Origin of the sequence: Shinella yambaruensis, assembly GCF_022899355.1 — a bacterium.
In the GTDB taxonomy this organism is placed as follows: Bacteria; Pseudomonadota; Alphaproteobacteria; order Rhizobiales; family Rhizobiaceae; genus Shinella; species Shinella yambaruensis.
On sequence record NZ_JALJCK010000004.1, the window covers coordinates 67,833 to 89,119 of the forward strand.

The window sequence follows — 21,287 nt, forward strand, 5'->3', positions numbered from 1 at the left end:
ATGCAATTTTCCGGTGTTGTCAACGCGGGGAAAGCAACCCGTCAGGTAAGCTTCCAGGCGATATAGACGAGTGTTGCAGCAATGATCCACAGCGCCAGCCGGCCGGAGCGGCTGTGGCGGGCCTCGGACCGGCCGATCGCTTCGGCGGTCTCCGCATCGAAACGCAGGCCCTTTTCGGCCATGCTGGTGATGTCCTGCGAAAGCTTTTCCGCCTTGGCGGCAATTTCCGGGGCCGCCTCGGCCAGCCGCAGGGCGGCATGGGCACCGTCACGCAGGTCCGTCAAAAGCCGCTTCGGCCCCAAATTGTCCCGGATCCAGTCGCCGACGACGCCTTCGGACGCCTTCCACATGTTGAAGCGGGGGTTCAGCGTGCGCGAAACGCCCTCCACCACCACCATGGTCTTCTGCAGCATGACGAGTTCGGTGCGGGTCTCCATGTCGAAGAGCTCCGTCACCTCGAAGAGCAGGGTCAGGAGCTTTGCCATGGAGATGGTCTCGGCCGGCTGGCCGTGGATCGGCTCGCCGATGGCGCGGATCGCCTGGGCGAAGCTGGCGGTATCGTGGTGCGAGGGCACGTAGCCCGCCTCGAAATGCACGTCGGCGACGCGCTGGTAGTCGCGCGTGATGAAGCCGTAGAGGATCTCGGCGAGGAAGCGACGCTCCTTCTTGCCGAGCCGGCCGACGATGCCCATGTCGACGGCGACGATCGTGCCTTGCGGATCGACGAAGAGATTGCCCTGGTGCATGTCGGCGTGGAAGAAGCCGTCGCGCAGCGTATGGCGCAGGAAGGACTGGATCAGCGTGTCGGCCAGCCTGTCGAGATCGTGGCCGGCGGCGCGCAACCCCTCGACGTCCGACATCTTGATGCCGTCGATCCATTCCATGGTGACGACGTCGCGTCCCGTGCGCTCCCAGTCGACCTTCGGCACGCGGAAGCCGGGATCGTCCCCGGTGTTTTCTCCGAGTTCCGAAAGCGCGGCTGCCTCCAGGCGAAGGTCCATCTCGACCTTCGTCGTCTGCTCCAGCGTGCGCGTCACCTCGACCGGCTTCAGCCGGCGCGTGTTGGGCAGGATGCGCTCCTGAAGGCGCGCGGCGGCATACATGGCTTCCAGGTCATGGGCGAAGCGCTGGCGCACGCCGGGGCGGATGACCTTGACCGCGACCTGCCGTTCGCCGGTCGCATCGCGCACCGTCGCGGGATGGACCTGCGCGATGGAGGCGGCGGCGATCGGGTCGCCGAAATTGACATAGAGCTCGTCGAGCGGCCGGCCGAGCGAGCCTTCGACGGTGGCGACGGCCGCTTCGCGCGGAAAGGTCGCCATGCGGTCCTGAAGGGCGGAGAGGTCGACGGCGATCTCGGCGCCGACGACGTCGGGCCGGGTCGCCAGGAACTGGCCCATCTTCACATAGGAGGGGCCGAGCCGTTCGATGGCGCGGGCAAGGCGGTCGCTGCGGTCCTCCTTCGAGGCCCGGCGGCGTTCGAAGAGACCGGCAAGCGTATGCGCGGTGCGCGCGAGCGGCGGCATGCCCTCCGTCGGCAGGGCCGAGACGACGCCCTCGCGCACGAGGACCCAGCCCACGCGGGCGAGCCGAAGATAGGCGCCGAAAACACTCATGCGGCAAGGTGCTGCTGGGAGAAGGACAGGGCCATGCTCACAGCTTCCAGCCCGAATGCAGCGCCGCGATGCCGCCGGTATAATTGGTGAAGGTGACGCGGGAGAAGCCGGCGGCGCGGATCATCGCCGCGAAATCCTGCTGGTTCGGGAACTTGCGGATCGATTCGACGAGATACTGGTACGGCTCGGCGTCCCCGGTGATCATCTTGCCGAACTGCGGGATCGCCTTGAACGACCAGGCTTCGTAGAACTGGTCGAGCAGCGGCATCTCCACCTCGGAGAATTCGAGCACGAGCAGCCGCCCGCCGCGCTTCAGGACGCGATAGGCCTCCGCCAGCGCGACATCGATGCGTGGCACGTTGCGGATGCCGAAGGCGATCGTATAGGCATCGAAGCTGCCGGTCTCGAAGGGCAGGTCCTCCGCATTGGCCTCGACGAAATCGAGATTGGCGGAAAGGCCCTTCTTCGCCGCCCGGTCGGCGCCGACGGAAAGCATCGAGCCGTTGATGTCGAGCACGGTGGCATGGGCCAGCCTGTCGGAAGCCTCCACGATGCGGAAGGCGATGTCGCCCGTGCCGCCGGCAACGTCGAGCACCCTGTAGGACGGGTCCTTGCGCGGATTGAGGCTCGCGATCATCGCGTCCTTCCAGGCCCGGTGCAGGCCGGCGGACATGACGTCGTTCATGATGTCGTAGCGCTTGGCCACCTTGTGGAACACGTCGTTGACGAGCGCCTGCTTCTCGCCCTGCCGCACCTCGCGAAACCCGTAGGAGGTTTCCATGCCGCCGTCCGCGGATGTGCGCTGTTCCGTCATCGTCGTCTCCATGGGCCGGTCTGTCGCAGCCGGATTGCCGCAAAGACCATAGCGAATTGGCCGGCGCCGCGCTATCTCACGCACAGCGCCCGCCGCTTCGCCGGGTATATAGGACATAGATTGCCGAGAGGGAAATGCCGCGCCGCGGCAAATGCGCTCAAGGTTAAATCGAAGGAGAAGACGATGCCGGAATTGCCGGAAGTGGAAACGGTGCGCCGGGGCCTTGCCCCCGTCATGGAGGGGGCGACGATCCGCCGGGCGGAGCTGCGCCGCCCGGACCTGCGCTTTCCTTTCCCGCCGGCCTTTTCCGAGGCTTTGTCCGGCCGCAGCATCGTCTCGCTCGGCCGCCGCGCCAAATATCTGCTGATCGATATCGAGGGCGGCGACGTGGTGATCGCCCATCTCGGCATGTCCGGCTCCTTCCGGGTGGAGGGCGCCGAGCCGCCCGGCGATTTCCACATCCCCCGCAGCAAGGACACGCGCCACGACCACGTCGTCTTCCACCTGGAGACGCCGGAGGGCGCACGCCGCGTCATCTACAACGATCCCCGCCGCTTCGGCTTCATGGACCTCGCCCGACGGGAAGACATCGCCGCTCATGCGTTCTTCCGCGACCTCGGTGCCGAGCCGACCGGCAACACGCTGGACGCCGACTATATCGCCGCCAAGTTCCGCGGCCGCCAGACGCCGCTGAAAGCCGCCCTGCTCGACCAGAAGAACATTGCCGGCCTCGGCAACATCTATGTCTGCGAAGCGCTCTGGCGCGCGCATCTTTCGCCGGAAAGGCTGGCGGGCTCGCTGGTAACGGCCGCGGGCAAGCCGAAGAAGGAGCTCGTCCTCCTCACCGAGGCGATCCGCCAGGTGATCGCCGATGCGATCGAGGCGGGCGGCTCGACCCTGCGTGACCATATCCGTGCCGATGGCTCGCTCGGCTACTTCCAGCACTCCTTCTCCGTCTACGACCGCGAGAAGGAACCTTGCCGCACGCCCGGCTGCACGGGCACGATCGGCCGTATCGTGCAGAGCGGCCGCTCCACCTTCCTTTGCGCCGCCTGCCAGAAATAAGACCCGGACATAAAACGAGGAGAGAATCATGGCCTATGAAACCCTGCTGGTGGAGACGCGCGGGCGCGTCGGCCTCGTCACGCTCAACCGGCCGCAGGCGCTGAATGCGCTGAACCGCAAGCTGCTCGACGAACTGAAGAGCGTGCTCGCCGCCTTCGAGGCGGATGCCGGCATCGGCGCCATCGTCCTCACCGGCTCGGAAAAGGCCTTTGCCGCCGGCGCCGACATCAAGGAGATGCAGCCCTACGGCTTTGCCGACGCCATGATGGAAGATCTTGCCGCCGGCTGGGACGACGTGGCGGCCTGCCGCAAGCCGATGATCGCCGCCGTCAGCGGCTTTGCGCTCGGCGGCGGCTGCGAGGTCGCCATGATGTGCGATTTCATCATCGCCTCGGAAACGGCGAAGTTCGGCCAGCCGGAGATCACCCTCGGCATCATTCCCGGCATGGGCGGCACGCAGCGCCTGACGCGCGCCCTCGGCAAGGCGAAGGCGATGGACCTCATCCTCACCGGCCGGCTGATGGACGCGGCGGAAGCCGAACGCGCCGGCCTTGTCGCCCGCGTGGTCGCGCCCGAAAGGCTGCTCGAGGAGGCGCTGGCCGCGGCGGAAAAGATCGCCGGTTATTCCCTGCCCGCCACCATGCTGGCGAAGGAGGCGGTGGGACGCGCCTACGAGACCGTCCTTGCCGAGGGCATGCGCGCCGAGCGCCGGCTGTTCCATGCGCTCTTCGCCACCGAGGACCAGAAGGAGGGCATGGCGGCCTTCATCGAGAAGCGCAAGCCGGCCTTCCGGCATCGCTAGTCCGCCGGGCGGCGTTTCTTGCAGAATCCGCGTTGACGTCGTCGTGGTTTCCAGCTATACGCCGCCCACAGTTTGGAAAGCCGAATTCCAAGGTTTTCCGATATTGCTCCCGAATTGCTTTGATGACAGGTCGCAGTGACCCGGCACGGCGAGGGTGGAGTTTGTGTCAGATTTCTGAAGAGAGGCATAAATGGCCAATACAACCTCGGCAAAGAAGGCGACCCGCAAGATCGCCGCGCGCACCGCAGTCAACAAGTCGCGCCGCTCGCGCGTCCGCAACTTCATCCGCAAGGTCGAAGAGGCCATCGCCTCCGGCGACCAGGCTTCGGCCGCCGCCGCTCTGAAGGCTGCCCAGCCGGAACTGATGCGCGCTGCCACCAAGGGCGTGCTCCATTCCAATACAGCATCCCGCAAGGTCTCGCGTCTGGCGAACCGCGTGAAGACGATGTCGGCCTGATAGCCCCATCGAGCTATGCAATATTAGGAAAAGCCCGGCGCTTGCGCCGGGCTTTTTCTTTGGTTTTTCGAACCCTGCCATGGTTAATGTGCAAGGCTTGATCGTGTCAAAAGAGTGACGAAGAAAATCCTTTAAATTCAGTTACTTGCGGGAGGTTGGGTGACATTCTCCCCCCTTTCGTTGCGGGAGTTTGACAGCAATCTGAGTCAAGCGAATTTTTATTTTTTTCGTTTTTCAAGCCTTCCGAAAAGGACCCGAAAACAAAGCCATTGATTCCTAACAGATTCTCCTTTGGGGCCCTGATTCCGAGTCAGGAACGGGCTTGCGAGTCAACGGCCGCCCCTTAATTTTGCGTAAAATTCGTGATTGATCTTGGTGCCTGATCCTGCCTAAATGCTTTCCACAGGGGGCGCGGACACAGCCTTAAAATGATCGCCGACAAGACTGCTTCAAAAGGCAGCGGTGGTTGTTTGTCCCTTGTGACGGAGCGGCTCCGCTTCGTAAAATCATCCAACCGGCAACGCCTGCCCCAGGTGCCTCACCGCACACTGGCAAGGGTTTTTGTGACTTTCAATTGCGCCGGTTGAGAAGGCCGTGAGGACGGCCGGATGATAGGGCATGCCCGCCGTACGCTCGACGAGGGAGTGAGCGGCGCGGCCACAGGCGGGACTTGATGATCCGGTATGACAACGGATCCGATGGACCCGAATTGTGTTTGGGAAACGGGATCGGGCCGAATGTAGGGGGTCGGTACGATCGGGGCACCATGTTCCGGACCGGGCGATGGCTCGGCGCGGTCGGGAGATGGCAAACATGAAAGGCGCCGGCAGGAATGCCGACGTGGCGAAGGAAGCATGAAAGGCGGCAAGATGCAGATGAATACGGCCAGAACGGCTGGTGCATTCGCGAACGGGGAAAATGCACTTAAAACGCTCCCGCAAGAAGGGGCGCAGGCGGCGGGGGTTCCATCCGATATGAAGCAGGACGCGATTTTCGAGCGGGTCAGTGCGCGCCTTAAAGCGCAGGTTGGCCCGGACGTCTTCGCGAGCTGGTTCGGTCGGCTGAAGGTCCATTCCGTTTCCAAGAGCGTCGTGCGCCTGTCGGTGCCGACGACGTTCCTGAAATCCTGGATCAACAATCGTTATCTCGATCTCATCACCAGCCTGTTCCAGCAGGAGGATGCCGAAATCCTCAAGGTGGAGATCCTGGTGCGAACCGCAACCCGCGGCGCCCGCACCGGCGTCGTCGAGGAGGCGGCGGCCACCGAGCCCGCAGCACCGCAGGCGCAGCCGCGCCGCGCCGCGAGCGGCCCGCAGCCCGTCGCCAGCGCAGCGGTATCGGTTGCCGCTTCGGCCCAGCCGCGCGTGCAGCAGCCGTCCGGCCCGCTCTTCGGCTCGCCGCTCGACCAGCGCTATACGTTCGACGCCTTCGTCGAGGGCACGTCGAACCGCGTCGCCCTTGCCGCTGCCCGCACGATCGCGGAAGCCGGCGCCGGCGCCGTGCGCTTCAACCCGCTCTTCGTCCATTCCAGCGTCGGCCTCGGCAAGACGCACCTTCTCCAGGCGATCGCGCTCGGCGCGCTGGCAAGCGCCCGCAACCCGCGCGTCGTCTATCTGACGGCCGAATACTTCATGTGGCGCTTTGCGACCGCGATCCGCGACAATGATGCGCTCTCCCTCAAGGAGACGCTGCGCAACATCGATCTCCTGATCATCGACGACATGCAGTTCCTGCAGGGCAATTCGATCCAGAACGAGTTCTGCCACCTGCTCAACATGCTGCTCGATTCCGCCAGGCAGGTCGTGGTCGCCGCCGACCGCGCGCCGTGGGAGCTGGAATCGCTCGATCCGCGGGTGCGCTCGCGCCTGCAGGGCGGCGTCGCCATCGAGATGGAAGCGCCGGACTACGAAATGCGTCTCGAAATCCTGAAACGCCGGCTCGCCGCCGCGCAGCAGGAGGACGCTTCGCTCGATATCCCGGTCGATATCCTGAGCCATGTCGCGCGCAACATCACGGCGAGCGGCCGGGAACTGGAAGGCGCCTTCAATCAGCTGCTCTTCCGCCGCTCCTTCGAGCCGAACCTCACGATCGAGCGCGTCGACGAATTGCTCGGCCACCTCGTCGCCGCCGGCGAACCGCGCCGGGTGCGCATCGAGGACATCCAGCGCGTGGTGGCGAAGCACTACAACGTCTCGCGTCAGGAGCTGGTCTCGAACCGCCGCACGCGCGTCATCGTCAAGCCGCGGCAGATCGCGATGTACCTGTCGAAGACGCTGACGCCGCGCTCCTTCCCGGAGATCGGCCGCCGCTTCGGCGGACGCGATCACACGACGGTTCTGCACGCGGTTCGCAAGATCGAGGAACTGATCGCGGGCGACACCAAGCTCAGCCACGAGATCGAACTGCTGAAGCGGTTGATCAACGAATGATCATGGCGTTCATGCCGTGACGAAAAGGGGCCGGAAGGCCCCTTTTCAGTGTCCGCGCACTGCGCGCGCCTCTTCCGTCAGCCATTGCCGCAAAGCCGCGACCGCCGGCCGGTCCAGCGCGCCCGGCGGATAGACGATGTAATAGGCAAGCCCCGTCGCCACGCCGCGCGGGAAGGGGGCGATAAGCCGCCGCTCCTGGACCTCGCGTGCCACCAGCGAAAGCCGCGCCAGCGCCACGCCGTCGCCGGCCTTGGCCGCCTCGATCGCGCCGTTGCTGTCGGTGAAGACGGGGCCACGCTGCACGTCGATGCCGGCAACGCCCATCGCCTCCAGCCAGAGCCGCCAGTCCTGCCGGTGCACGTCGTGGATCAGCACATGGCCGGTAAGGTCCGCCGGCGCATCGAGCGGGATCTTCTCCTTGAGGGCAGGCGCGATGACGGGCATCAGGTCGTCGTCGAGCAGCCTTTCGCTGACAAGGCCCTCGTAGCGGCCGAAGCCGTGGCGGATTGCGATATCGACGCCGTCGCGGGCAAAGTCGACGAGGCGGTTGGAGGCACTGATACGGATGTCGGCGCCGGGCAGGCGTTCCTCGAATTTCGGCAGACGCGGCACGAGCCACTGTGCGGCGAAGGTCGGCGTGCAACTGATTGCCAGCGTCGCGGGAGATTTTGCCCGGGCCAGCAATTCGTCGGTCGCCTCACGCATCATGCGAAAGGCCGAGCGCATCGCCTTGAAGTAACCCTCGCCATTCTCCGTCAGCCTGATCTGCCGCGGCCGCCGCTCGAAGAGCTGCACGCCGAGCGATTGCTCCAGCTCGCGGATCTGCAGGCTGACGGCGCCGGGCGTGACATTGAGCTCGCCGGCGGCGAGCGTGACGCTCAGATGCCGCGCTGCCGCTTCGAAGGCGCGCAGGCCGGAAAGAGAGGGAAGGCGGCCGTTCATGATTTAGTTTTCCTCGCTGAAAAGCCGAAATATGATCGTTTGTACGGCATGAAAATCCGCGAAATTATAGCGTGAAAGCCGGATTTTGACATCCGGGCACCGCGACAGATTTAGAAAATTTCGCAAGGAGATCCCCATGGCCAACCGTAGCATGACCGCAGGCGAATGGGGCCTGCTCATCGCGCTCTCGCTTCTCTGGGGCGGTTCGTTCCTCTTCAACGGCATCCTGGTGCGCGAACTGCCGACGCTCACCATCGTCACCGCCCGCGTCGGCCTTGCCGCCCTCGCGCTCTGGACGGTCGTGCGCCTTGCCGGCCATGCCGTTCCGCGCAACAGGGAAGTCTGGCTCGCCTTCCTCGGCATGGGCGTGCTCAACAACATCATCCCGTTCTCGCTGATCGTCTGGGGCCAGACGCACATCGCGAGCGGCCTCGCCTCCATCCTCAACGCCACCACGCCGCTCTTTGCCGTCATCGCCGCCCATCTGCTGACGACGGACGAGAAGATGACGGGCGGACGGCTCGTCGGCGTCCTCGTCGGCTTTCTCGGCGTGGCGCTGATGATCGGCCCCTCGGTCCTCTCCGATCTCGGCGCCAACCTCCTGGCGCAGCTTGCCGTGCTCGGGGGCGCCGTCTCCTATTCGATCGCCGGCATCTTCGGCCGCCGCTTCCGCCGCCTGGGCCTGCCGCCGCTGCTGCCGGCCGCAGGGCAGGTGACGGCCTCCGCCGTGCTGATGCTGCCCGTCGCGCTGGTCGTCGACCGTCCATGGACGCTCGCCATGCCCTCGGCGCAGACCTGGATGGCCCTGTTCGGCCTCGCCTTCCTTGCCACCGCGCTCGCCTATGTCATCTTCTTCCGCATTCTCGCCACGGCGGGTGCGACGAACCTGATGCTCGTGACCTTCCTCATCCCCGTCAGCGCCATCCTGCTCGGCGCGCTGATTCTCGGCGAGGTGCTGGCGCCGAAGCATTTTGCCGGCATGGCGCTGATCGCCGTCGGCCTTGCGGCCATCGACGGGCGTCTCCTGCGCATGGTGATGGAAAAGCGCCGGCCGCTCGGCTCGGATGCCGGCGGCTGATCAGCAGGCGAGGTCCGCGACGACGGCGTCGAGGATCAGCATGCCGGCCGGCGTGCAGCGCAGCCGCGAATTGCCGAGCCGCTCGATGAAGCCGTGCTCGATGAGGAACTGTTCCCGGTCGGGATCCGGGTCGCGGCCGGAGAGGGTCTGCCAGCGGGCGAGATCGACGCCCTCCTTGAGGCGCAGGCCCATCAGCAGCAGTTCGTCCGCCTGTGCCTCGCGCTCCAGAAGCTCCTGGTCGATCATGCCGTGGCCTCCCGCCTCGACCCGTTCCAGCCAGGCTTCCGGCTTCCGCTCCGTGGCGGTGGCGATCTTCGCGCCGCCGGCCGTCAGGCGGCCATGCGCGCCGGGACCGATGCCGACATAGTCGCCATAGCGCCAATAGGTGAGGTTGTGGCGGCTCTCCGCGCCGGGGCGGGCGTGGTTGGAGACCTCGTAGGCCGGCATGTTTTCGCGCTCGGTGATTTCCTGCGTCGCCTCGTAGAGCACGGCGGACTGCTCCCCGTCGGGCACGACCAGCTTGCCGGCCTTGTGAAGGCCGTAGAAGGGCGTGCCCTCCTCGATGGTGAGCTGGTAGAGCGAGAGATGATCGACGGCGTAGGAGACGGCCTGCTTCAATTCGCGGTCCCAGTCCTCGACGGTCTGGTTCGGCCGGGCATAGATGAGGTCGAAGGACATGCGCGGAAAAATGTCGCGCGCGAGGCGGATCGCCTTCAGCGCGTCGGCGACGTCATGCAGCCGGCCGAGGAATTTGAGGTCCCGGTCGTTCAGCGCCTGAACGCCGAGCGAGACGCGGTTGACGCCGGCCGCGCGATAGCCGCGGAACCGTTCGGCCTCGACGCTGGAGGGGTTCGCCTCCATGGTGATCTCGATGCCGTCAGGCACATGCCAGTGGCGGGCGATGCCGTTGAGGATCGCATCCACCGTTTCCGGCGCCATCAGCGAGGGCGTGCCGCCGCCCATGAAGACGCTGGTGACGCTGCGCGAGCCGGTGAGCCGGCGCATCGTCGCCATTTCCTTCAGGAAGGCCTGCACGAAACGCGGCTGATCGACCGGCTGGTGGCGCACATGGCTGTTGAAGTCGCAATAGGGGCATTTGGCGGCACAGAACGGCCAGTGCACATAGATGCCGAAGCCGGGGTCGGAAAGGCCCGATCCCATGCCCGGCCGGATGTCGAGGGGCACCGCCGTCATCGCGCCTCAGGCCTTCAGGCAGGTTTCGACGAAGCGCTTGAAGGCGCGGGCGCGGTGCGACAGCGCGGCCGCATCGCCCGGCTTCCAGCCGTGCTTTTCCTGCGCGCTCATCTCGCCGAAGGTCGTCTCGTAGCCGTCCGGCCGGAAGACCGGATCGTAGCCGAAACCCTGCGTGCCACGCGGCGGCCAGACGACGTGGCCTTCCACTTCGCCGCGGAAGAGTTCGGTATGGCCGTCCGGCCAGGCAAGGCAGAGCACGGAGACGAAGCGCGCCGTGCGGTCCTTCGCCTCGGTGGCGCCCTTCTCGGCAAGCGCCTTCTCCACCTTCTCCATAGCCATGGCGAAGTCGCGCGTGCCGTCTTCCTTTTCCGCCCAGTTCGCCGTGTAGACGCCCGGCGCGCCGTCGAGCGCGTCGATGACGAGGCCGGAATCGTCCGAAAGGGCGGGCAGGCCCGCGGCCTTCGCCGAGGCGAGCGCCTTGATCGTCGCGTTTTCCTCGAAGGTCGTGCCGGTCTCGTCCGGCTCCTCGAATTTCAGTTCGGCGGCGGACCTGACGGAAAAGCCGAAGGGGCCGATCAGGTCCTCGATCTCGCGGATCTTTCCGGCATTGTGGCTGGCGACGACGATCGTCTTGGTGTCGAGCTTGCGCATGAAATTCCTCAAGCGATGTTCCAGAGGCCCGGTTCGGCGCATTCGAGGCTGTTGCCGGCGGGGTCGCGGAAATAGATGGAGCGGGCGCCGTTCGGCCAGCGGAAATCCGCTTCGATGGCGATGCCGGCTTCTTCGAGCTTTTTCACCCAGAAATCAAGCGCCGGCCCCGGCACGCGGAAACAGGCATGGCCCGGCCCCGTCGCGCCGTGCACCGGCACCGGAAAGGCCTGGGGCGGCGGGGTATGCACGGTCTCGGCCGGATTGAAGATCAGGAGAACGCCGGGACCGCAGCGGAAGAAGACGTGGCGGTTCGCCTGCCGCGTGATCTTTTCCAATCCGAGGATGCCGCCATAGAAGGCTTCCGCCGCGTCGAGGTCGTCCGCGTAGAGCGCGGTTTCGAGAATGCCTTCGATCGCGGCGGTCATGGCGAAACCTGTCTCAGGCGATCGCCTGCTTCTGCAGGCCGACGAGGTCGGCGATGCCGGCGCGGGCGAGCGCCATCAGGCCGGAGAATTCCTCCTCCGTGAACGGCTTGCCCTCGGCGGTGCCCTGGATTTCGACGATGCCGCCCGAGCCGGTCATGACGAAATTGGCGTCGGTCTCGGCGGCGGAGTCTTCGAGATAGTCGAGGTCGATGACCGACTGGGCGGCGAAGATGCCGCAGGAGATCGCGGCGACATGGTCCTTCAGGACCTTCTCCACCTTGATCATGCTGCGGGCTTCCATCCATTTCAGGCAGTCGTGAAGGGCGATCCAGGCACCGGTGATGGACGCGGTGCGCGTGCCACCGTCGGCCTGGATGACGTCGCAGTCGACGGTGATCTGGCGTTCGCCGAGCGCTTCGAGATCGACGACGGCGCGCAGCGACCGGCCGATGAGACGCTGGATCTCCTGCGTGCGGCCGCCCTGCTTGCCGGATGCCGCTTCGCGCCGCATGCGTTCGCCGGTGGCGCGCGGCAGCATGCCGTATTCGGCGGTCACCCAGCCCTTGCCGCTGTTGCGCAGCCACGGCGGCGTCTTTTCTTCCAGGCTCGCGGTGACGAGCACGTGCGTGTCGCCGAACTTGACGAGACAGGAGCCTTCGGCATGTTTGGAAATGTTGCGCTCGAAGGAAACCTTGCGCATCTGGTCGGTTTTTCTGCCGGACGGCCGCATTGCGAACTCCTGTCTGAATTGTCTGGGAAGCTGCTTTAGACCAGATCGCCGGGCGAGGGAATGGTGGTGCGGCACGGCGCTTGCGTTTTGGCGCCTTGCAGCGGGAAACCATGGCGGGAAAATCCGTTTTGCGCTGACCTTCGAAATCACTATATTCCTGTCGGATAACAGGGTTTGCAGCGGAAAGATGGTTTTGAAGAGATCTCCGGGTCCTGACAGTCAGGCGGCGCTCGACGAGCGTTCGGGCGAAATCTTCCGCCGCATCGTCGAGAGCTATCTGGAAAGCGGCGAGCCGCTCGGCTCGCGCAACCTGTCGCGCATCCTTCCCATGTCGCTCTCGCCGGCCTCGGTGCGCAACGTGATGAGCGACCTCGAGGAGCTCGGCCTCATCTATTCGCCGCATATCAGCGCCGGGCGGCTGCCGACGCAGCTTGGCCTGCGTTTCTTCGTCGATGCCTTCATGCAGGTGGGCAACATCTCGCCGGAGGACCGCGCCTCGATCGAGCGCCATGTGCGCCCGCACGGCCAGAAGCATACCGCCGTCGAGACCATGATGAACGAGGCGAGCCAGGCGCTGTCCGGCATGTCGCGCGGCGCGGGCCTCGTCATCACCACGAAGAACGACGCCGTGCTGAAGCATGTCGAGTTCATCCGGCTGGAGCCGACCAAGGCGCTGGTCGTGCTGGTCGGCGATCACGACCAGGTAGAGAACCGCATCATCGAACTGCCGGCCGGCGTCACCAGCTCGCAGCTCACGGAGGCCGCCAACTTCCTCAACGCTCATCTTGCCGGCAACACGCTCGTGGAAGCGCGCTCGCAGCTCGAACGGCTGCGCGGCGAAATCAGCAGCGAGCTGGACAAGCTGTCGCAGGATCTCGTCGAGCGGGGCCTTGCGGTCTGGTCCGGCGGCTTCGACGAGGGTAAGCCGACGCGGCTGATCGTGCGCGGCCGGGCGAACCTCTTGGAAGGCCTTGCCGGCGCCGAGGATATCGACCGCCTGCGCATGCTCTTCGACGACCTGGAGCGCAAGGACAGCCTGATCGAACTCTTGAACCTTGCCGAGACAGGCCCGGGCGTGCGCATCTTCATCGGCTCGGAGAACAAGCTCTTCTCGCTGTCCGGCTCCTCGCTCATCGTCGCACCCTATCGCGACAGCGACGACAAGATCGTCGGGGCCGTCGGCGTCATCGGGCCGACGCGGCTCAACTATTCCCGGATTGTGCCCATGGTGGACTATACGGCCCAGCTGATCTCGCGGCTTTCGCGCTGAATGCCCGCAATCCGGGCATCGGCCCTTGATTTTTCGGGATCAAAGCTCGATATCGGGCCAAACCCCTTAAAAGATGCAATTCGGAGTACGTCATGACCGACGAGAGCAAGAAACACGGACCTGACGAAGCGGTAGAGAGCACCATCGCCGCCGACACATTCGCGCCGGAGGAGGCGACTGCCGAGGCGGCCGCCCCGGCGGAGCCGGATCCGGTCGATGCCCTGCGGGCCGAAAACGCCGAACTCAGGGACAAGTACCTGCGCCTCGCCGCCGAGATGGACAACCTGCGCCGGCGCACCGAGCGTGACGTGAAGGACGCCAAGTCCTATTCCGTCGCCGGCTTCGCCCGCGACATGCTGGCCGTGTCCGACAACCTGCGCCGCGCGCTGGATGCCATTCCGGCCGAAGCGCAGGCCGCCGAAGACACCGGCCTGAAGGCGCTGGCCGAGGGCGTGGAGATGACCGAGCGCTCCATGCTCGCAGCGCTCGAACGCCACGGCGTGCGCAAGCTCGACCCGATCGGCGAGAAGTTCGATCCGAACTTCCACCAGGCCATGTTCGAAGTGCCGAACCCGGACGTCGCCAACAACACGGTCGTGCAGGTCGTGCAGGACGGCTACGTCATCGGCGAGCGCGTGCTGCGCCCGGCCATGGTCGGCGTTTCCAAGGGCGGCCCGAAGGCGCTCGCCGGCGAGGCGAGCACCGCGCAGGCCTGATCGGCAGACGACAGGACAAAGAAAACCGGCGGTCGCAAAACCGCCGGTTTTTTCATGTGCATTCCATAAAACGCTAGGCCGCGTTCGATGCCTGTTCCTCGCTGAGGCAGGCATAGATGGCGCTCTCGCTGTCGGAGGCGCGCAGCTTTGCGACCATTGCCGGGTCGCGCAGCACGCGGGCGATGCGCGACAATGCCTTGAGGTGGTCCGCGCCGGCGCCTTCCGGGGCCAGAAGCAGGAAGACGAGGTCGACCGGCTGGTCGTCCAGCGCCTCGAAGTCCACGGGGGTTTCGAGCCTCGCGAAGAGACCGGTGATCTGCGAAAGCTCCTTCAGCTTGCCGTGCGGGATGGCGATGCCATTGCCCACGCCGGTCGAACCGAGCCGCTCGCGCTGAAGGATGACGTCGAAGATCTCACGTTCCGGAAGACCGGTGATCTTTGCCGCTTTTGTCGCCAGCTCCTGAAGCAGCTGCTTCTTGGAATTGGCCTTCATCGCCGGAATAATCGCACTCTGCTGCAGCAAACCTGCCAATGCCATGCTTTTGTCCTCGTGCGCTGGGTGAAGGGATTGAAGAAGCGTGGCGCCCGTCCCGGCGCCACGCTCCCGTCACTCAGCCTTTGATATTGGCTGCGTCGATCCAGCCAATATTGCCGTCGTTGCGTCGGTAGACGATATTGAGCTGCTCCGACCCGGCGCTGCGGAAGAGAAGGACCGGCTCGTCCGTCATGTCGAGCGCCATGACGGCGCTGGCGACGGACATGGTCCTGAGTTTCTTCGTGCTTTCCGCAACGATGGTCGGCGCATAGTCCTCGGGAAGCTCGTCGTCTTCGTCGGGGACCGAATCCATCACCGTGTAAGCCACTTCTGCAAAGGCATCATGACCATTGCCGTTGTGGTGATCCTTGAGCTTGCGCTTGTACCGACGCAGGCGCTTCTCGATCCGTTCGGAGGCCGATTGGAAGGCCGCCAGGGGATCGTTCGCTTCGCCATTCGCCTGCAAGGCCATGCCGGTATCGAGGTGCACCTTGCAATCGGCACTGAACCGCGACCCCGCTTTTTCCACGGTAACCTGGCTCGAATATCCTCCGTCGAAATATTTGGTTACGGCCTCTCCCACCTGCTCTTCAATACGCTGGCGGAAGCTGTCGCCGATTTCCATATGTTTTCCGGATACACGCACACTCATGGAGGTTTCCTCTCTTTCGTGATTTGCGTGCAACAGTCTATTCCAACCTTATCCACGTTCCAAGCTTTTCACGCATGCACTGGTTTTTGTGACGCACGCTTCAGAAAAGCGGGGATATGTCTGGAGTTCCGGCCTGCCTTCCCTTCGAAAGTGGGGCGCGCATTAGCCCGTCCCGCCAGTGAAGTCAATTCCCGGGTTCACGCATTCTTAACGTCTGTCATATGAAAACGCCGGTTCTCCGGCTTTGTTTCACGAGGTGGCGGCCTTGGCGAGCGCCCGCTTCTCCCGGCGCCGCTGCACGGAGGAGGGGATGTTCATCGCCTCGCGGTATTTCGCCACGGTGCGGCGGGCAAGATCCACGCCCCCCTCGCGCAGGGCACCTACGATGTCGTCGTCGGAGAGCACCGCGTCGGGGGATTCCTGCGCGATCATGGCGCGGATGCGGTGACGCACGCTTTCGGCCGAATGGGAATCGCCTCCCTCCGCTGAGCCGATCGAGACGGTGAAGAAATATTTCAGCTCGAACAGGCCGCGCGGCGTCAGCATGTATTTGTTCGAGGTGACGCGGCTCACCGTCGATTCGTGCATCTTGATCGCCTCGGCGACCGTCTTCAGGTTCAAGGGGCGCAGATGGTCGACCCCGTGCATCAGGAAGGCATCCTGCTGGCGCACGATCTCGCTCGCCACCTTCATGATGGTGCGGGCGCGCTGGTCGAGGCTGCGGGTCAGCCAGTTGGCCGTCTGCAGGCATTCGTTGAGGAAGCCGGAATCGGCGCTGTCGCGGCTCGTGCGGCTGGAGACGGAGGCGTAGTAGTCGCGGTTGACGAGGACGCGCGGCAGCGTCTCGGCATTGAGCTCGACATGCCAGGTTCCGTCCGGCGCGGCGCGCACGACGATATCGGGCACCACGGCCTCCGAGGCGCCCGTCTCGTAGCGCGTGCCGGGCTTGGGGTCGAGCTTGCGGATCTCCGCCAGCATGTCGACGAGGTCTTCCTCGCCGACGCTGCAGAGCTTCTTCAGCGTGGCGAAATCGCGCCGGGCGAGCAGTTCGAGATTGTCGACGAGCACCGCCATCGCCGGGTCGAGCCGGTCCTTCGCCTTCAGCTGGATGGCGAGGCATTCGCTGAGCGAACGGGCGAAGACGCCGGGCGGGTCGAGTTCCTGCAGGCGGTAGAGCACGCGGTCGATGTCGGCCATCGGCTTGCCAAGGCGCAGCGCCGTCTCGGCCGTGCTGCCCTGGAGATAGCCGGCATCGTCGAGCTGGTCGACGAGATGCTGGGCGACCAGCCGGTCGACCGGGTCGGGCAGGAGGAAGGGAATCTGCTCGTTCAGCACGTCGCGCAGCGTCTTGCGGGTTGCCACGAAGTCGTCGAGGTCGTAGCCCTCGCCATCCTCGCCGCCGCCGGGCATGGATTTCCACTGGCCGATGAGTTCCGGCGCATCGGCCGCGCGCGGGCCGGCATCGTCGGGAAAGACGTTGTCGAGGCCGCCATCGAGCGTTTCGGGTGCGCTGCCCGCGCTGCCGTTGGTCGCGCTGTCGTAGAGGTCCGGCTGGAACCCGTCCTCGCCGCCGCCTTCGGCATGGCCGCGGTCCTCGCCCGGCAGGGCATAATCCTCGCCGCCCTGCTCGCCGTCCCGTCCGCCTTCATCGCCGGAGGCGATCTCCAGGAGCGGATTCTTCTCAAGTTCCTGCGCGATGAACTGGTTGAGCTCGACATGCGTCATCTGCAGGAGCTGGATGGACTGCATGAGCTGGGGTGTCATCACCAGCGACTGGCTTTGGCGCAGGAAAAGGCTGGCTGCGAGTGCCATGCGGACGCTCTACTCCCCGGGAAAGCGGCCTCCGGCCGGCGTGGCGGGGCGGCGAAATCCAACTGGCCCAAAAATTGCTTTTTTGATGGGTTTGGTCAAGCGCCAGCCGTAAACTTGGTGAAAATCGCGGCGTGCATGCGCACGGCTTGCGTCAGAGGCTGAAATTGTCGCCAAGATAGAGGCGGCGCACATCCGGATTGGCGACGATGTCGTTCGCCCGGCCATGGGTCAGCACTTCGCCGGCATGGATGATATAGGCCCGGTCGATGAGGCCGAGCGTCTCGCGCACATTGTGGTCGGTGATGAGAACGCCGATGCCGCGCGAGGTGAGGTGGCGTACCAGCGCCTGGATGTCGGCGACGGAGATCGGATCGACGCCGGCAAAAGGTTCGTCGAGCAGCATGAAGGTCGGGTCGGTGGCGAGCGCCCGGGCGATCTCGAGGCGGCGGCGCTCGCCGCCGGACAGCGCGATGGCCGGTGACTTGCGAAGATGCGAGATCGAGAACTCGGCGAGCAGGCTGTCGAGCTTCTGCTCGCGCCGCGCCTTGTCCTTGTCGTGCACTTCCAGCACGGCGCGGATGTTCTCCTCCACCGTCAGCCCGCGGAAGATCGAGGCTTCCTGCGGCAGATAGCCGACGCCGAGGCGGGCGCGGCGATACATCGGCATGGTCGTGACGTCGTTGCCGTTGATCTCGATCGAGCCCGCGTCGACCGGCACGAGGCCCGTGATCATGTAGAAACAGGTCGTCTTGCCCGCGCCGTTCGGGCCGAGCAGGCCGACCGCCTCGCCGCGGCGCACGACGAGCGACACGCCGTTGACGACACAGCGGTCGCGGTAGCTCTTGGTCAGCCCGCGGGCAATGAGGGTCCCGTCGTAGCGCGAAAGGTCGACGCTGCGCTGGGGCTCCTGCGCGGCCTTCCTGGGGCGGCGCGTCAGGCGGGTGAGCAAAGAGGAGGACACGCTATATCAGTTCGTCTGCTTGCGGGACTTCGGATCGAGCTGGATCATGACGCGGCCGCCGCAGGCGTCGAGCTTGGCCTCGCCGGTGCGCATGGTCACCGTGAGCTGGCAGCCGACGAAGACGTTCTTGCCTTCCGACAGCACGACCTTCTCGCCCTTCAGCAGCAGCGTCTCGTTGACGAGGTTGAACGTGCCGGTGTCGGCCGTCGCTTCCTGCGTGCCGGACTTCAGGTAGACCTTCTCCGAAACGTCGATCTTCTCGATATCCGCATCGCCGCTGGCCACCGAGCCGCCGCTGCTGGCGGCGTAGTAGACGACCATCTTGCCTGCCTGCAGCGTCGTCGTGCCCTGCACGACCTTCACATTGCCGGTAAACTCGGCCTTGTTCTCCTGGTCGCGGATTTCCAGCTTGTCGCTCTGGATCTGGATCGGCTTGTCGTTCGACAGCTGCATGCCCTTCATGCGGCTCGACGTCTGCTGGGCGTCCGCAGGAACCGAGATCAGCGCAAGACCTGCGGCAAGAACGGAAATGCTGGCGGCCCGGAGCGGGGCGGAAAGAGTGGCGAACATGGCGCTCTTACTTTTCTCGGTTGCGGATGGCGGCAGGATCGACATCGACGACGACCTTGCCTTCGAAGACGACGACCCGGCCTTTATCCGTCATTCTCAGCGACTGCGCAACAATGGATGCTTCGCGCGAGCGGATGGAAACCGGCTCCTGTGTCGACATGTTGCCGCCGTCGATATCCAGATGGGCCGAACGGAAGGCGGCTTCAAGGCCGGTGTTGAGGCTGATGGTGAAGGGGGCGATCATGTCGAGCAGGTTCTTGCCGCGATCGTAGACGCCGGTCGCGGCGACCACTTCCGCGATCGTGGTCTCGTTGACCGGCATCTTCGCCGTGATGTTCTCCAGCGTGATGACGTCGGGCTGCTTCATGTCCTGCAGCGCGCGCTCGGCCTTCATGGAATAGCTGATGCCGTCGTCGTTGCGGCCGGAAATCGCCGGATTGCGCATGACGATCTTGCCGTCCTCGATGGTGGCGCTTTCCACCTGCAGGTTGGACGGGACATAGGTGCGCACGATCGACACGACGGCGAAGACAAGGCCGATGACGATGGCGGCGACCGGCAGGGCGACCTTCAGCACGCGCACACGGGCGGAATGCCGCGCCGCGAGGCGGTAAGCCTCGGCGGAAGCGCCTGTGCCCTGTGCACCCGACGGTGCTTCTGTCACGGTGTCCAGCATTGTGCCTGCTATATTAAAGTGCCGAATGGCGTTCGCTGCGAAACGGCGGGCCACTGCGGATAACGGGCCCCATATGGCGATTATTCCTCAACAAACAATGTCTGCCCAGGAAAGTTCAGCGACGAATTGCCATTTGCGTCTGGAATGCCATATCGATAGGGCCTTCGGCAAGCCACCTTGCAACCGGTGGCCACCAGAGTTGAGGACAGGGAATGGATCACGCCGCCATCGCCGACCGCCGGCAACTACGCCGCAAGCTCACCTTCTGGCGGATCGCCGCCATCGGGATCGTGCTCCTCGCCGTCTTCGCCGCGGCCGCCTTGCGCTGGCCGGGCAGCGGGGCACGCGACCATATCGCCCGCGTCGACATCAGCGGCATCATCCGGGACGATACCGAACTCCTGGAGCGCCTCGACCGAATCGCCCGCAACGACCGGGCGAAGGCGCTGGTCGTGACGATCTCCTCGCCCGGCGGCACCACCTATGGCGGCGAGGTGATCTTCAAGGCGCTGCGCAAGGTGGCGGAAAAGAAGCCCGTCGTCTCGGACGTGCGCACGCTCGCCGCCTCCGCCGGCTACATGATCGCGACGGCCGGCGATACGATCGTCGCGGGCGAAAGCTCGATCACCGGTTCCATCGGCGTGCTCTTCCAGTATCCGCAGATGAAGGAGCTGATGGACAAGATCGGCGTCTCGCTGGAGGAGATCAAGTCCGCGCCGCTGAAGGCCGAGCCCTCGCCGTTCCATCCGGCAAGCGAGGAGGCCAAGACGATGATCCGCGCCATGGTGATGGACAGCTACGACTGGTTCGTCGACCTCGTCGTCGAGCGCCGCAAGCTGCCGCGCGCCGAGGTGCTGCGCCTTGCCGACGGCAGCATCTTCACCGGCCGTCAGGCGCTTGCCGCCAGGCTCGTCGACCGGCTCGGCGGTCCGCAGGAGATCCGCGCCTATCTCGACGAGCGCAAGGTGCCGGCCGACCTTCCCTTCGTCGATTACCGGCCGGCGAACCGCTCCGGCTTCTTCTTCATGGGCGCCAGCCTGCGCGAGTTCGCTCGCTCCATCCTCGGCCTGCCGCTCGACCTTCAACCGACGATCGAAAAGCTGACCGGCGAAAAGTTGTTTCTTGACGGTCTGGTCTCGGTTTGGCAGGTTGATCGCGATTGAAAAACAAGAATTTTTGAGGGGGATACAGTGATCAAGTCGGAACTGGTTCAGATTGTCGCCGCGCGCAATCCCCACCTTTACCACCGCGACGTCGAGAACATCGTCAACGCGGTGCTCGATGAGATCACCGATGCGCTGGCCGGCGGAAACCGGGTGGAGCTGCGCGGCTTCGGCGCCTTCTCCGTCAAGAACCGCCCCTCCCGTTCGGGGCGCAACCCGCGCACGGGCGATGCGGTCTTCGTCGAGGAGAAGTGGGTTCCCTTCTTCAAGACCGGCAAGGAGCTGCGCGAGCGGCTGAACCCCGGCCAGGCCGACCAGGACGACTAAAGCGCGGGCGCCCGAACGGCGCCTTGCGCCAGAAAGGCGACGCCATGATCAAGAGAGTAGTCAACATCCTCGTGCTCATCCCGATCGGCATCGTGCTGATCGTGCTGTCGGTGGCGAACCGGCAGCCGGTGACGCTGGCGCTCAACCCGTTCCGACCGGAAGACAGCGTGCTCTCCGTCACCGCGCCCTTCTTCGTCTATCTCTTCCTCGCGGTGATCCTCGGCCTGGTGATCGGCTCGCTCGCCACCTGGTTCACCCAGGGCAAGTACCGCAAGCGCGCCCGCATCGAGGCGAGCGAGGCCGTCAAGTGGCACAGCGAGGCGGAAAAGCACAAGACACGCGCCGAAGCCATCGCCTCGCAGGCGGTGCTGCCGGCTTCCGGCAAGTAGGCGCGCGCCGCGC

The 21,287-nt window shown here is 65.1% G+C and carries 23 protein-coding genes; 10 read left to right on the forward strand and 13 right to left on the reverse strand.

Annotated features, from left to right (window positions below):
• Positions 1-41: 41 nt before the first annotated feature.
• Both ubiB and ubiE read right to left on the reverse strand, forming a co-directional pair.
• Positions 42-1,616, reverse strand: coding sequence for a 2-polyprenylphenol 6-hydroxylase (gene ubiB / locus MUU56_RS10295; RefSeq protein WP_244767226.1), 1,575 nt, complete (start codon positions 1,614-1,616; stop codon positions 42-44).
• A gap of 37 nt (positions 1,617-1,653) precedes the next feature.
• Entirely contained in the window at positions 1,654-2,430 is a 777-nt protein-coding gene (gene ubiE, locus MUU56_RS10300; protein ID WP_244767227.1) for a bifunctional demethylmenaquinone methyltransferase/2-methoxy-6-polyprenyl-1,4-benzoquinol methylase UbiE, read from the reverse strand.
• A gap of 183 nt (positions 2,431-2,613) precedes the next feature.
• Here ubiE and mutM point away from each other — a divergent pair, with 183 nt between their 5' ends.
• The 4 genes from mutM to dnaA all read left to right on the forward strand — a co-directional run bounded on the left by mutM (position 2,614) and on the right by dnaA (position 7,183).
• Positions 2,614-3,495, forward strand: coding sequence for a bifunctional DNA-formamidopyrimidine glycosylase/DNA-(apurinic or apyrimidinic site) lyase (gene mutM / locus MUU56_RS10305; RefSeq protein ID WP_244767228.1), 882 nt, complete (start codon positions 2,614-2,616; stop codon positions 3,493-3,495).
• Between the two features lie 28 nt (positions 3,496-3,523).
• Positions 3,524-4,297, forward strand: a complete 774-nt coding sequence (locus MUU56_RS10310; protein WP_244767229.1) for an enoyl-CoA hydratase — start codon at positions 3,524-3,526, stop codon at positions 4,295-4,297.
• Positions 4,298-4,487: 190 nt separating this feature from the next.
• On the forward strand, positions 4,488-4,754 hold the full coding sequence (gene rpsT / locus MUU56_RS10315) for a 30S ribosomal protein S20 (RefSeq protein ID WP_023514010.1): 267 nt from the start codon (positions 4,488-4,490) through the stop codon (positions 4,752-4,754).
• A gap of 974 nt (positions 4,755-5,728) precedes the next feature.
• Complete coding sequence (dnaA, locus tag MUU56_RS10320) at positions 5,729-7,183, forward strand: chromosomal replication initiator protein DnaA (protein ID WP_398430334.1); 1,455 nt, start codon at positions 5,729-5,731, stop codon at positions 7,181-7,183.
• A 45-nt stretch (positions 7,184-7,228) separates the two neighbouring features.
• Here the strand turns inward: dnaA and gcvA are convergent, their stop codons facing one another.
• Positions 7,229-8,125, reverse strand: a complete 897-nt coding sequence (gene gcvA, locus MUU56_RS10325) for a transcriptional regulator GcvA (protein WP_244767231.1) — start codon at positions 8,123-8,125, stop codon at positions 7,229-7,231.
• A 136-nt stretch (positions 8,126-8,261) separates the two neighbouring features.
• On the opposite strand from gcvA, the gene MUU56_RS10330 reads away from it, so the two are divergent.
• Positions 8,262-9,203 (forward strand): DMT family transporter, encoded by a 942-nt coding sequence (locus MUU56_RS10330; RefSeq protein WP_244767232.1) that lies wholly within the window; start codon positions 8,262-8,264, stop codon positions 9,201-9,203.
• On the opposite strand, the gene hemW is transcribed toward MUU56_RS10330, so the two are convergent.
• The 4 genes from hemW to rph are packed head-to-tail and all read right to left on the reverse strand — an operon-like array spanning position 9,204 to position 12,203.
• Entirely contained in the window at positions 9,204-10,397 is a 1,194-nt protein-coding gene (hemW, locus tag MUU56_RS10335; protein WP_244767233.1) for a radical SAM family heme chaperone HemW, read from the reverse strand.
• Between the two features lie 6 nt (positions 10,398-10,403).
• A complete protein-coding gene (rdgB, locus tag MUU56_RS10340; protein WP_244767234.1) occupies positions 10,404-11,048 on the reverse strand; it encodes an RdgB/HAM1 family non-canonical purine NTP pyrophosphatase in 645 nt (214 codons plus the stop codon).
• 8 nt (positions 11,049-11,056) lie between these two features.
• Positions 11,057-11,473, reverse strand: coding sequence for a VOC family protein (locus tag MUU56_RS10345; RefSeq protein WP_244767235.1), 417 nt, complete (start codon positions 11,471-11,473; stop codon positions 11,057-11,059).
• Positions 11,474-11,486: 13 nt separating this feature from the next.
• The gene (rph, locus tag MUU56_RS10350; RefSeq protein WP_244767236.1) at positions 11,487-12,203 is read right to left on the reverse strand and encodes a ribonuclease PH; all 717 of its coding nucleotides are present in this window, start codon (positions 12,201-12,203) and stop codon (positions 11,487-11,489) included.
• A 193-nt stretch (positions 12,204-12,396) separates the two neighbouring features.
• On the opposite strand from rph, the gene hrcA reads away from it, so the two are divergent.
• Together hrcA and grpE are read left to right on the forward strand one after the other, a co-directional pair.
• Entirely contained in the window at positions 12,397-13,473 is a 1,077-nt protein-coding gene (gene hrcA, locus MUU56_RS10355; RefSeq protein WP_244767237.1) for a heat-inducible transcriptional repressor HrcA, read from the forward strand.
• 92 nt (positions 13,474-13,565) lie between these two features.
• Positions 13,566-14,189, forward strand: a complete 624-nt coding sequence (gene grpE / locus MUU56_RS10360) for a nucleotide exchange factor GrpE (RefSeq protein ID WP_244767238.1) — start codon at positions 13,566-13,568, stop codon at positions 14,187-14,189.
• A 73-nt stretch (positions 14,190-14,262) separates the two neighbouring features.
• Here grpE and ptsN read toward each other — a convergent pair whose 3' ends face one another.
• The 6 genes from ptsN to lptC form a co-directional block, all read right to left on the reverse strand.
• The gene (gene ptsN / locus MUU56_RS10365) at positions 14,263-14,727 is read right to left on the reverse strand and encodes a PTS IIA-like nitrogen regulatory protein PtsN (RefSeq protein WP_023516844.1); all 465 of its coding nucleotides are present in this window, start codon (positions 14,725-14,727) and stop codon (positions 14,263-14,265) included.
• A 73-nt stretch (positions 14,728-14,800) separates the two neighbouring features.
• Entirely contained in the window at positions 14,801-15,376 is a 576-nt protein-coding gene (hpf, locus tag MUU56_RS10370; RefSeq protein ID WP_244767239.1) for a ribosome hibernation-promoting factor, HPF/YfiA family, read from the reverse strand.
• Positions 15,377-15,625: 249 nt separating this feature from the next.
• On the reverse strand, positions 15,626-17,188 hold the full coding sequence (gene rpoN / locus MUU56_RS10375; RefSeq protein WP_244767240.1) for an RNA polymerase factor sigma-54: 1,563 nt from the start codon (positions 17,186-17,188) through the stop codon (positions 15,626-15,628).
• Between the two features lie 151 nt (positions 17,189-17,339).
• Positions 17,340-18,137, reverse strand: a complete 798-nt coding sequence (gene lptB / locus MUU56_RS10380; protein ID WP_398430435.1) for an LPS export ABC transporter ATP-binding protein — start codon at positions 18,135-18,137, stop codon at positions 17,340-17,342.
• An 18-nt stretch (positions 18,138-18,155) separates the two neighbouring features.
• The gene (locus tag MUU56_RS10385; protein ID WP_244767241.1) at positions 18,156-18,719 is read right to left on the reverse strand and encodes an LptA/OstA family protein; all 564 of its coding nucleotides are present in this window, start codon (positions 18,717-18,719) and stop codon (positions 18,156-18,158) included.
• Between the two features lie 7 nt (positions 18,720-18,726).
• Positions 18,727-19,395 (reverse strand): LPS export ABC transporter periplasmic protein LptC, encoded by a 669-nt coding sequence (gene lptC, locus MUU56_RS10390; protein ID WP_244767242.1) that lies wholly within the window; start codon positions 19,393-19,395, stop codon positions 18,727-18,729.
• Positions 19,396-19,607: 212 nt separating this feature from the next.
• Here lptC and sppA point away from each other — a divergent pair, with 212 nt between their 5' ends.
• From sppA to MUU56_RS10405, 3 genes are read left to right on the forward strand one after another with little or no spacing between them, the layout of a single operon-like run.
• The gene (gene sppA / locus MUU56_RS10395) at positions 19,608-20,558 is read left to right on the forward strand and encodes a signal peptide peptidase SppA (RefSeq protein WP_244767243.1); all 951 of its coding nucleotides are present in this window, start codon (positions 19,608-19,610) and stop codon (positions 20,556-20,558) included.
• 9 nt (positions 20,559-20,567) lie between these two features.
• Positions 20,568-20,885, forward strand: coding sequence for an integration host factor subunit beta (locus tag MUU56_RS10400; RefSeq protein ID WP_160858077.1), 318 nt, complete (start codon positions 20,568-20,570; stop codon positions 20,883-20,885).
• Between the two features lie 44 nt (positions 20,886-20,929).
• A complete protein-coding gene (locus MUU56_RS10405) occupies positions 20,930-21,274 on the forward strand; it encodes a LapA family protein (protein ID WP_064328625.1) in 345 nt (114 codons plus the stop codon).
• Positions 21,275-21,287 lie beyond the last annotated feature (13 nt).

Bases quoted from the DNA above. Each gene is read 5' to 3' on its own strand.
- ubiB (WP_244767226.1), bottom strand. From the start codon at position 1,616: ATGAGTGTTTTCGGCGCCTATCTTCGGCTCGCCCGCGTGGGCTGGGTC.
- gcvA (WP_244767231.1), bottom strand. From the start codon at position 8,125: ATGAACGGCCGCCTTCCCTCTCTTTCCGGCCTGCGCGCCTTCGAAGCG.
- MUU56_RS10330 (WP_244767232.1), top strand. From the start codon at position 8,262: ATGGCCAACCGTAGCATGACCGCAGGCGAATGGGGCCTGCTCATCGCG.
- hemW (WP_244767233.1), bottom strand. From the start codon at position 10,397: ATGACGGCGGTGCCCCTCGACATCCGGCCGGGCATGGGATCGGGCCTT.
- grpE (WP_244767238.1), top strand. From the start codon at position 13,566: ATGACCGACGAGAGCAAGAAACACGGACCTGACGAAGCGGTAGAGAGC.
- rdgB (WP_244767234.1), bottom strand. From the start codon at position 11,048: ATGCGCAAGCTCGACACCAAGACGATCGTCGTCGCCAGCCACAATGCC.
- ubiE (WP_244767227.1), bottom strand. From the start codon at position 2,430: ATGACGGAACAGCGCACATCCGCGGACGGCGGCATGGAAACCTCCTAC.
- MUU56_RS10345 (WP_244767235.1), bottom strand. From the start codon at position 11,473: ATGACCGCCGCGATCGAAGGCATTCTCGAAACCGCGCTCTACGCGGAC.
- sppA (WP_244767243.1), top strand. From the start codon at position 19,608: ATGGATCACGCCGCCATCGCCGACCGCCGGCAACTACGCCGCAAGCTC.
- hpf (WP_244767239.1), bottom strand. From the start codon at position 15,376: ATGAGTGTGCGTGTATCCGGAAAACATATGGAAATCGGCGACAGCTTC.
- lptC (WP_244767242.1), bottom strand. From the start codon at position 19,395: ATGCTGGACACCGTGACAGAAGCACCGTCGGGTGCACAGGGCACAGGC.
- MUU56_RS10385 (WP_244767241.1), bottom strand. From the start codon at position 18,719: ATGTTCGCCACTCTTTCCGCCCCGCTCCGGGCCGCCAGCATTTCCGTT.
- MUU56_RS10405 (WP_064328625.1), top strand. From the start codon at position 20,930: ATGATCAAGAGAGTAGTCAACATCCTCGTGCTCATCCCGATCGGCATC.
- dnaA (WP_398430334.1), top strand. From the start codon at position 5,729: ATGAAGCAGGACGCGATTTTCGAGCGGGTCAGTGCGCGCCTTAAAGCG.
- rpoN (WP_244767240.1), bottom strand. From the start codon at position 17,188: ATGGCACTCGCAGCCAGCCTTTTCCTGCGCCAAAGCCAGTCGCTGGTG.
- ptsN (WP_023516844.1), bottom strand. From the start codon at position 14,727: ATGGCATTGGCAGGTTTGCTGCAGCAGAGTGCGATTATTCCGGCGATG.
- rpsT (WP_023514010.1), top strand. From the start codon at position 4,488: ATGGCCAATACAACCTCGGCAAAGAAGGCGACCCGCAAGATCGCCGCG.
- mutM (WP_244767228.1), top strand. From the start codon at position 2,614: ATGCCGGAATTGCCGGAAGTGGAAACGGTGCGCCGGGGCCTTGCCCCC.
- MUU56_RS10310 (WP_244767229.1), top strand. From the start codon at position 3,524: ATGGCCTATGAAACCCTGCTGGTGGAGACGCGCGGGCGCGTCGGCCTC.
- rph (WP_244767236.1), bottom strand. From the start codon at position 12,203: ATGCGGCCGTCCGGCAGAAAAACCGACCAGATGCGCAAGGTTTCCTTC.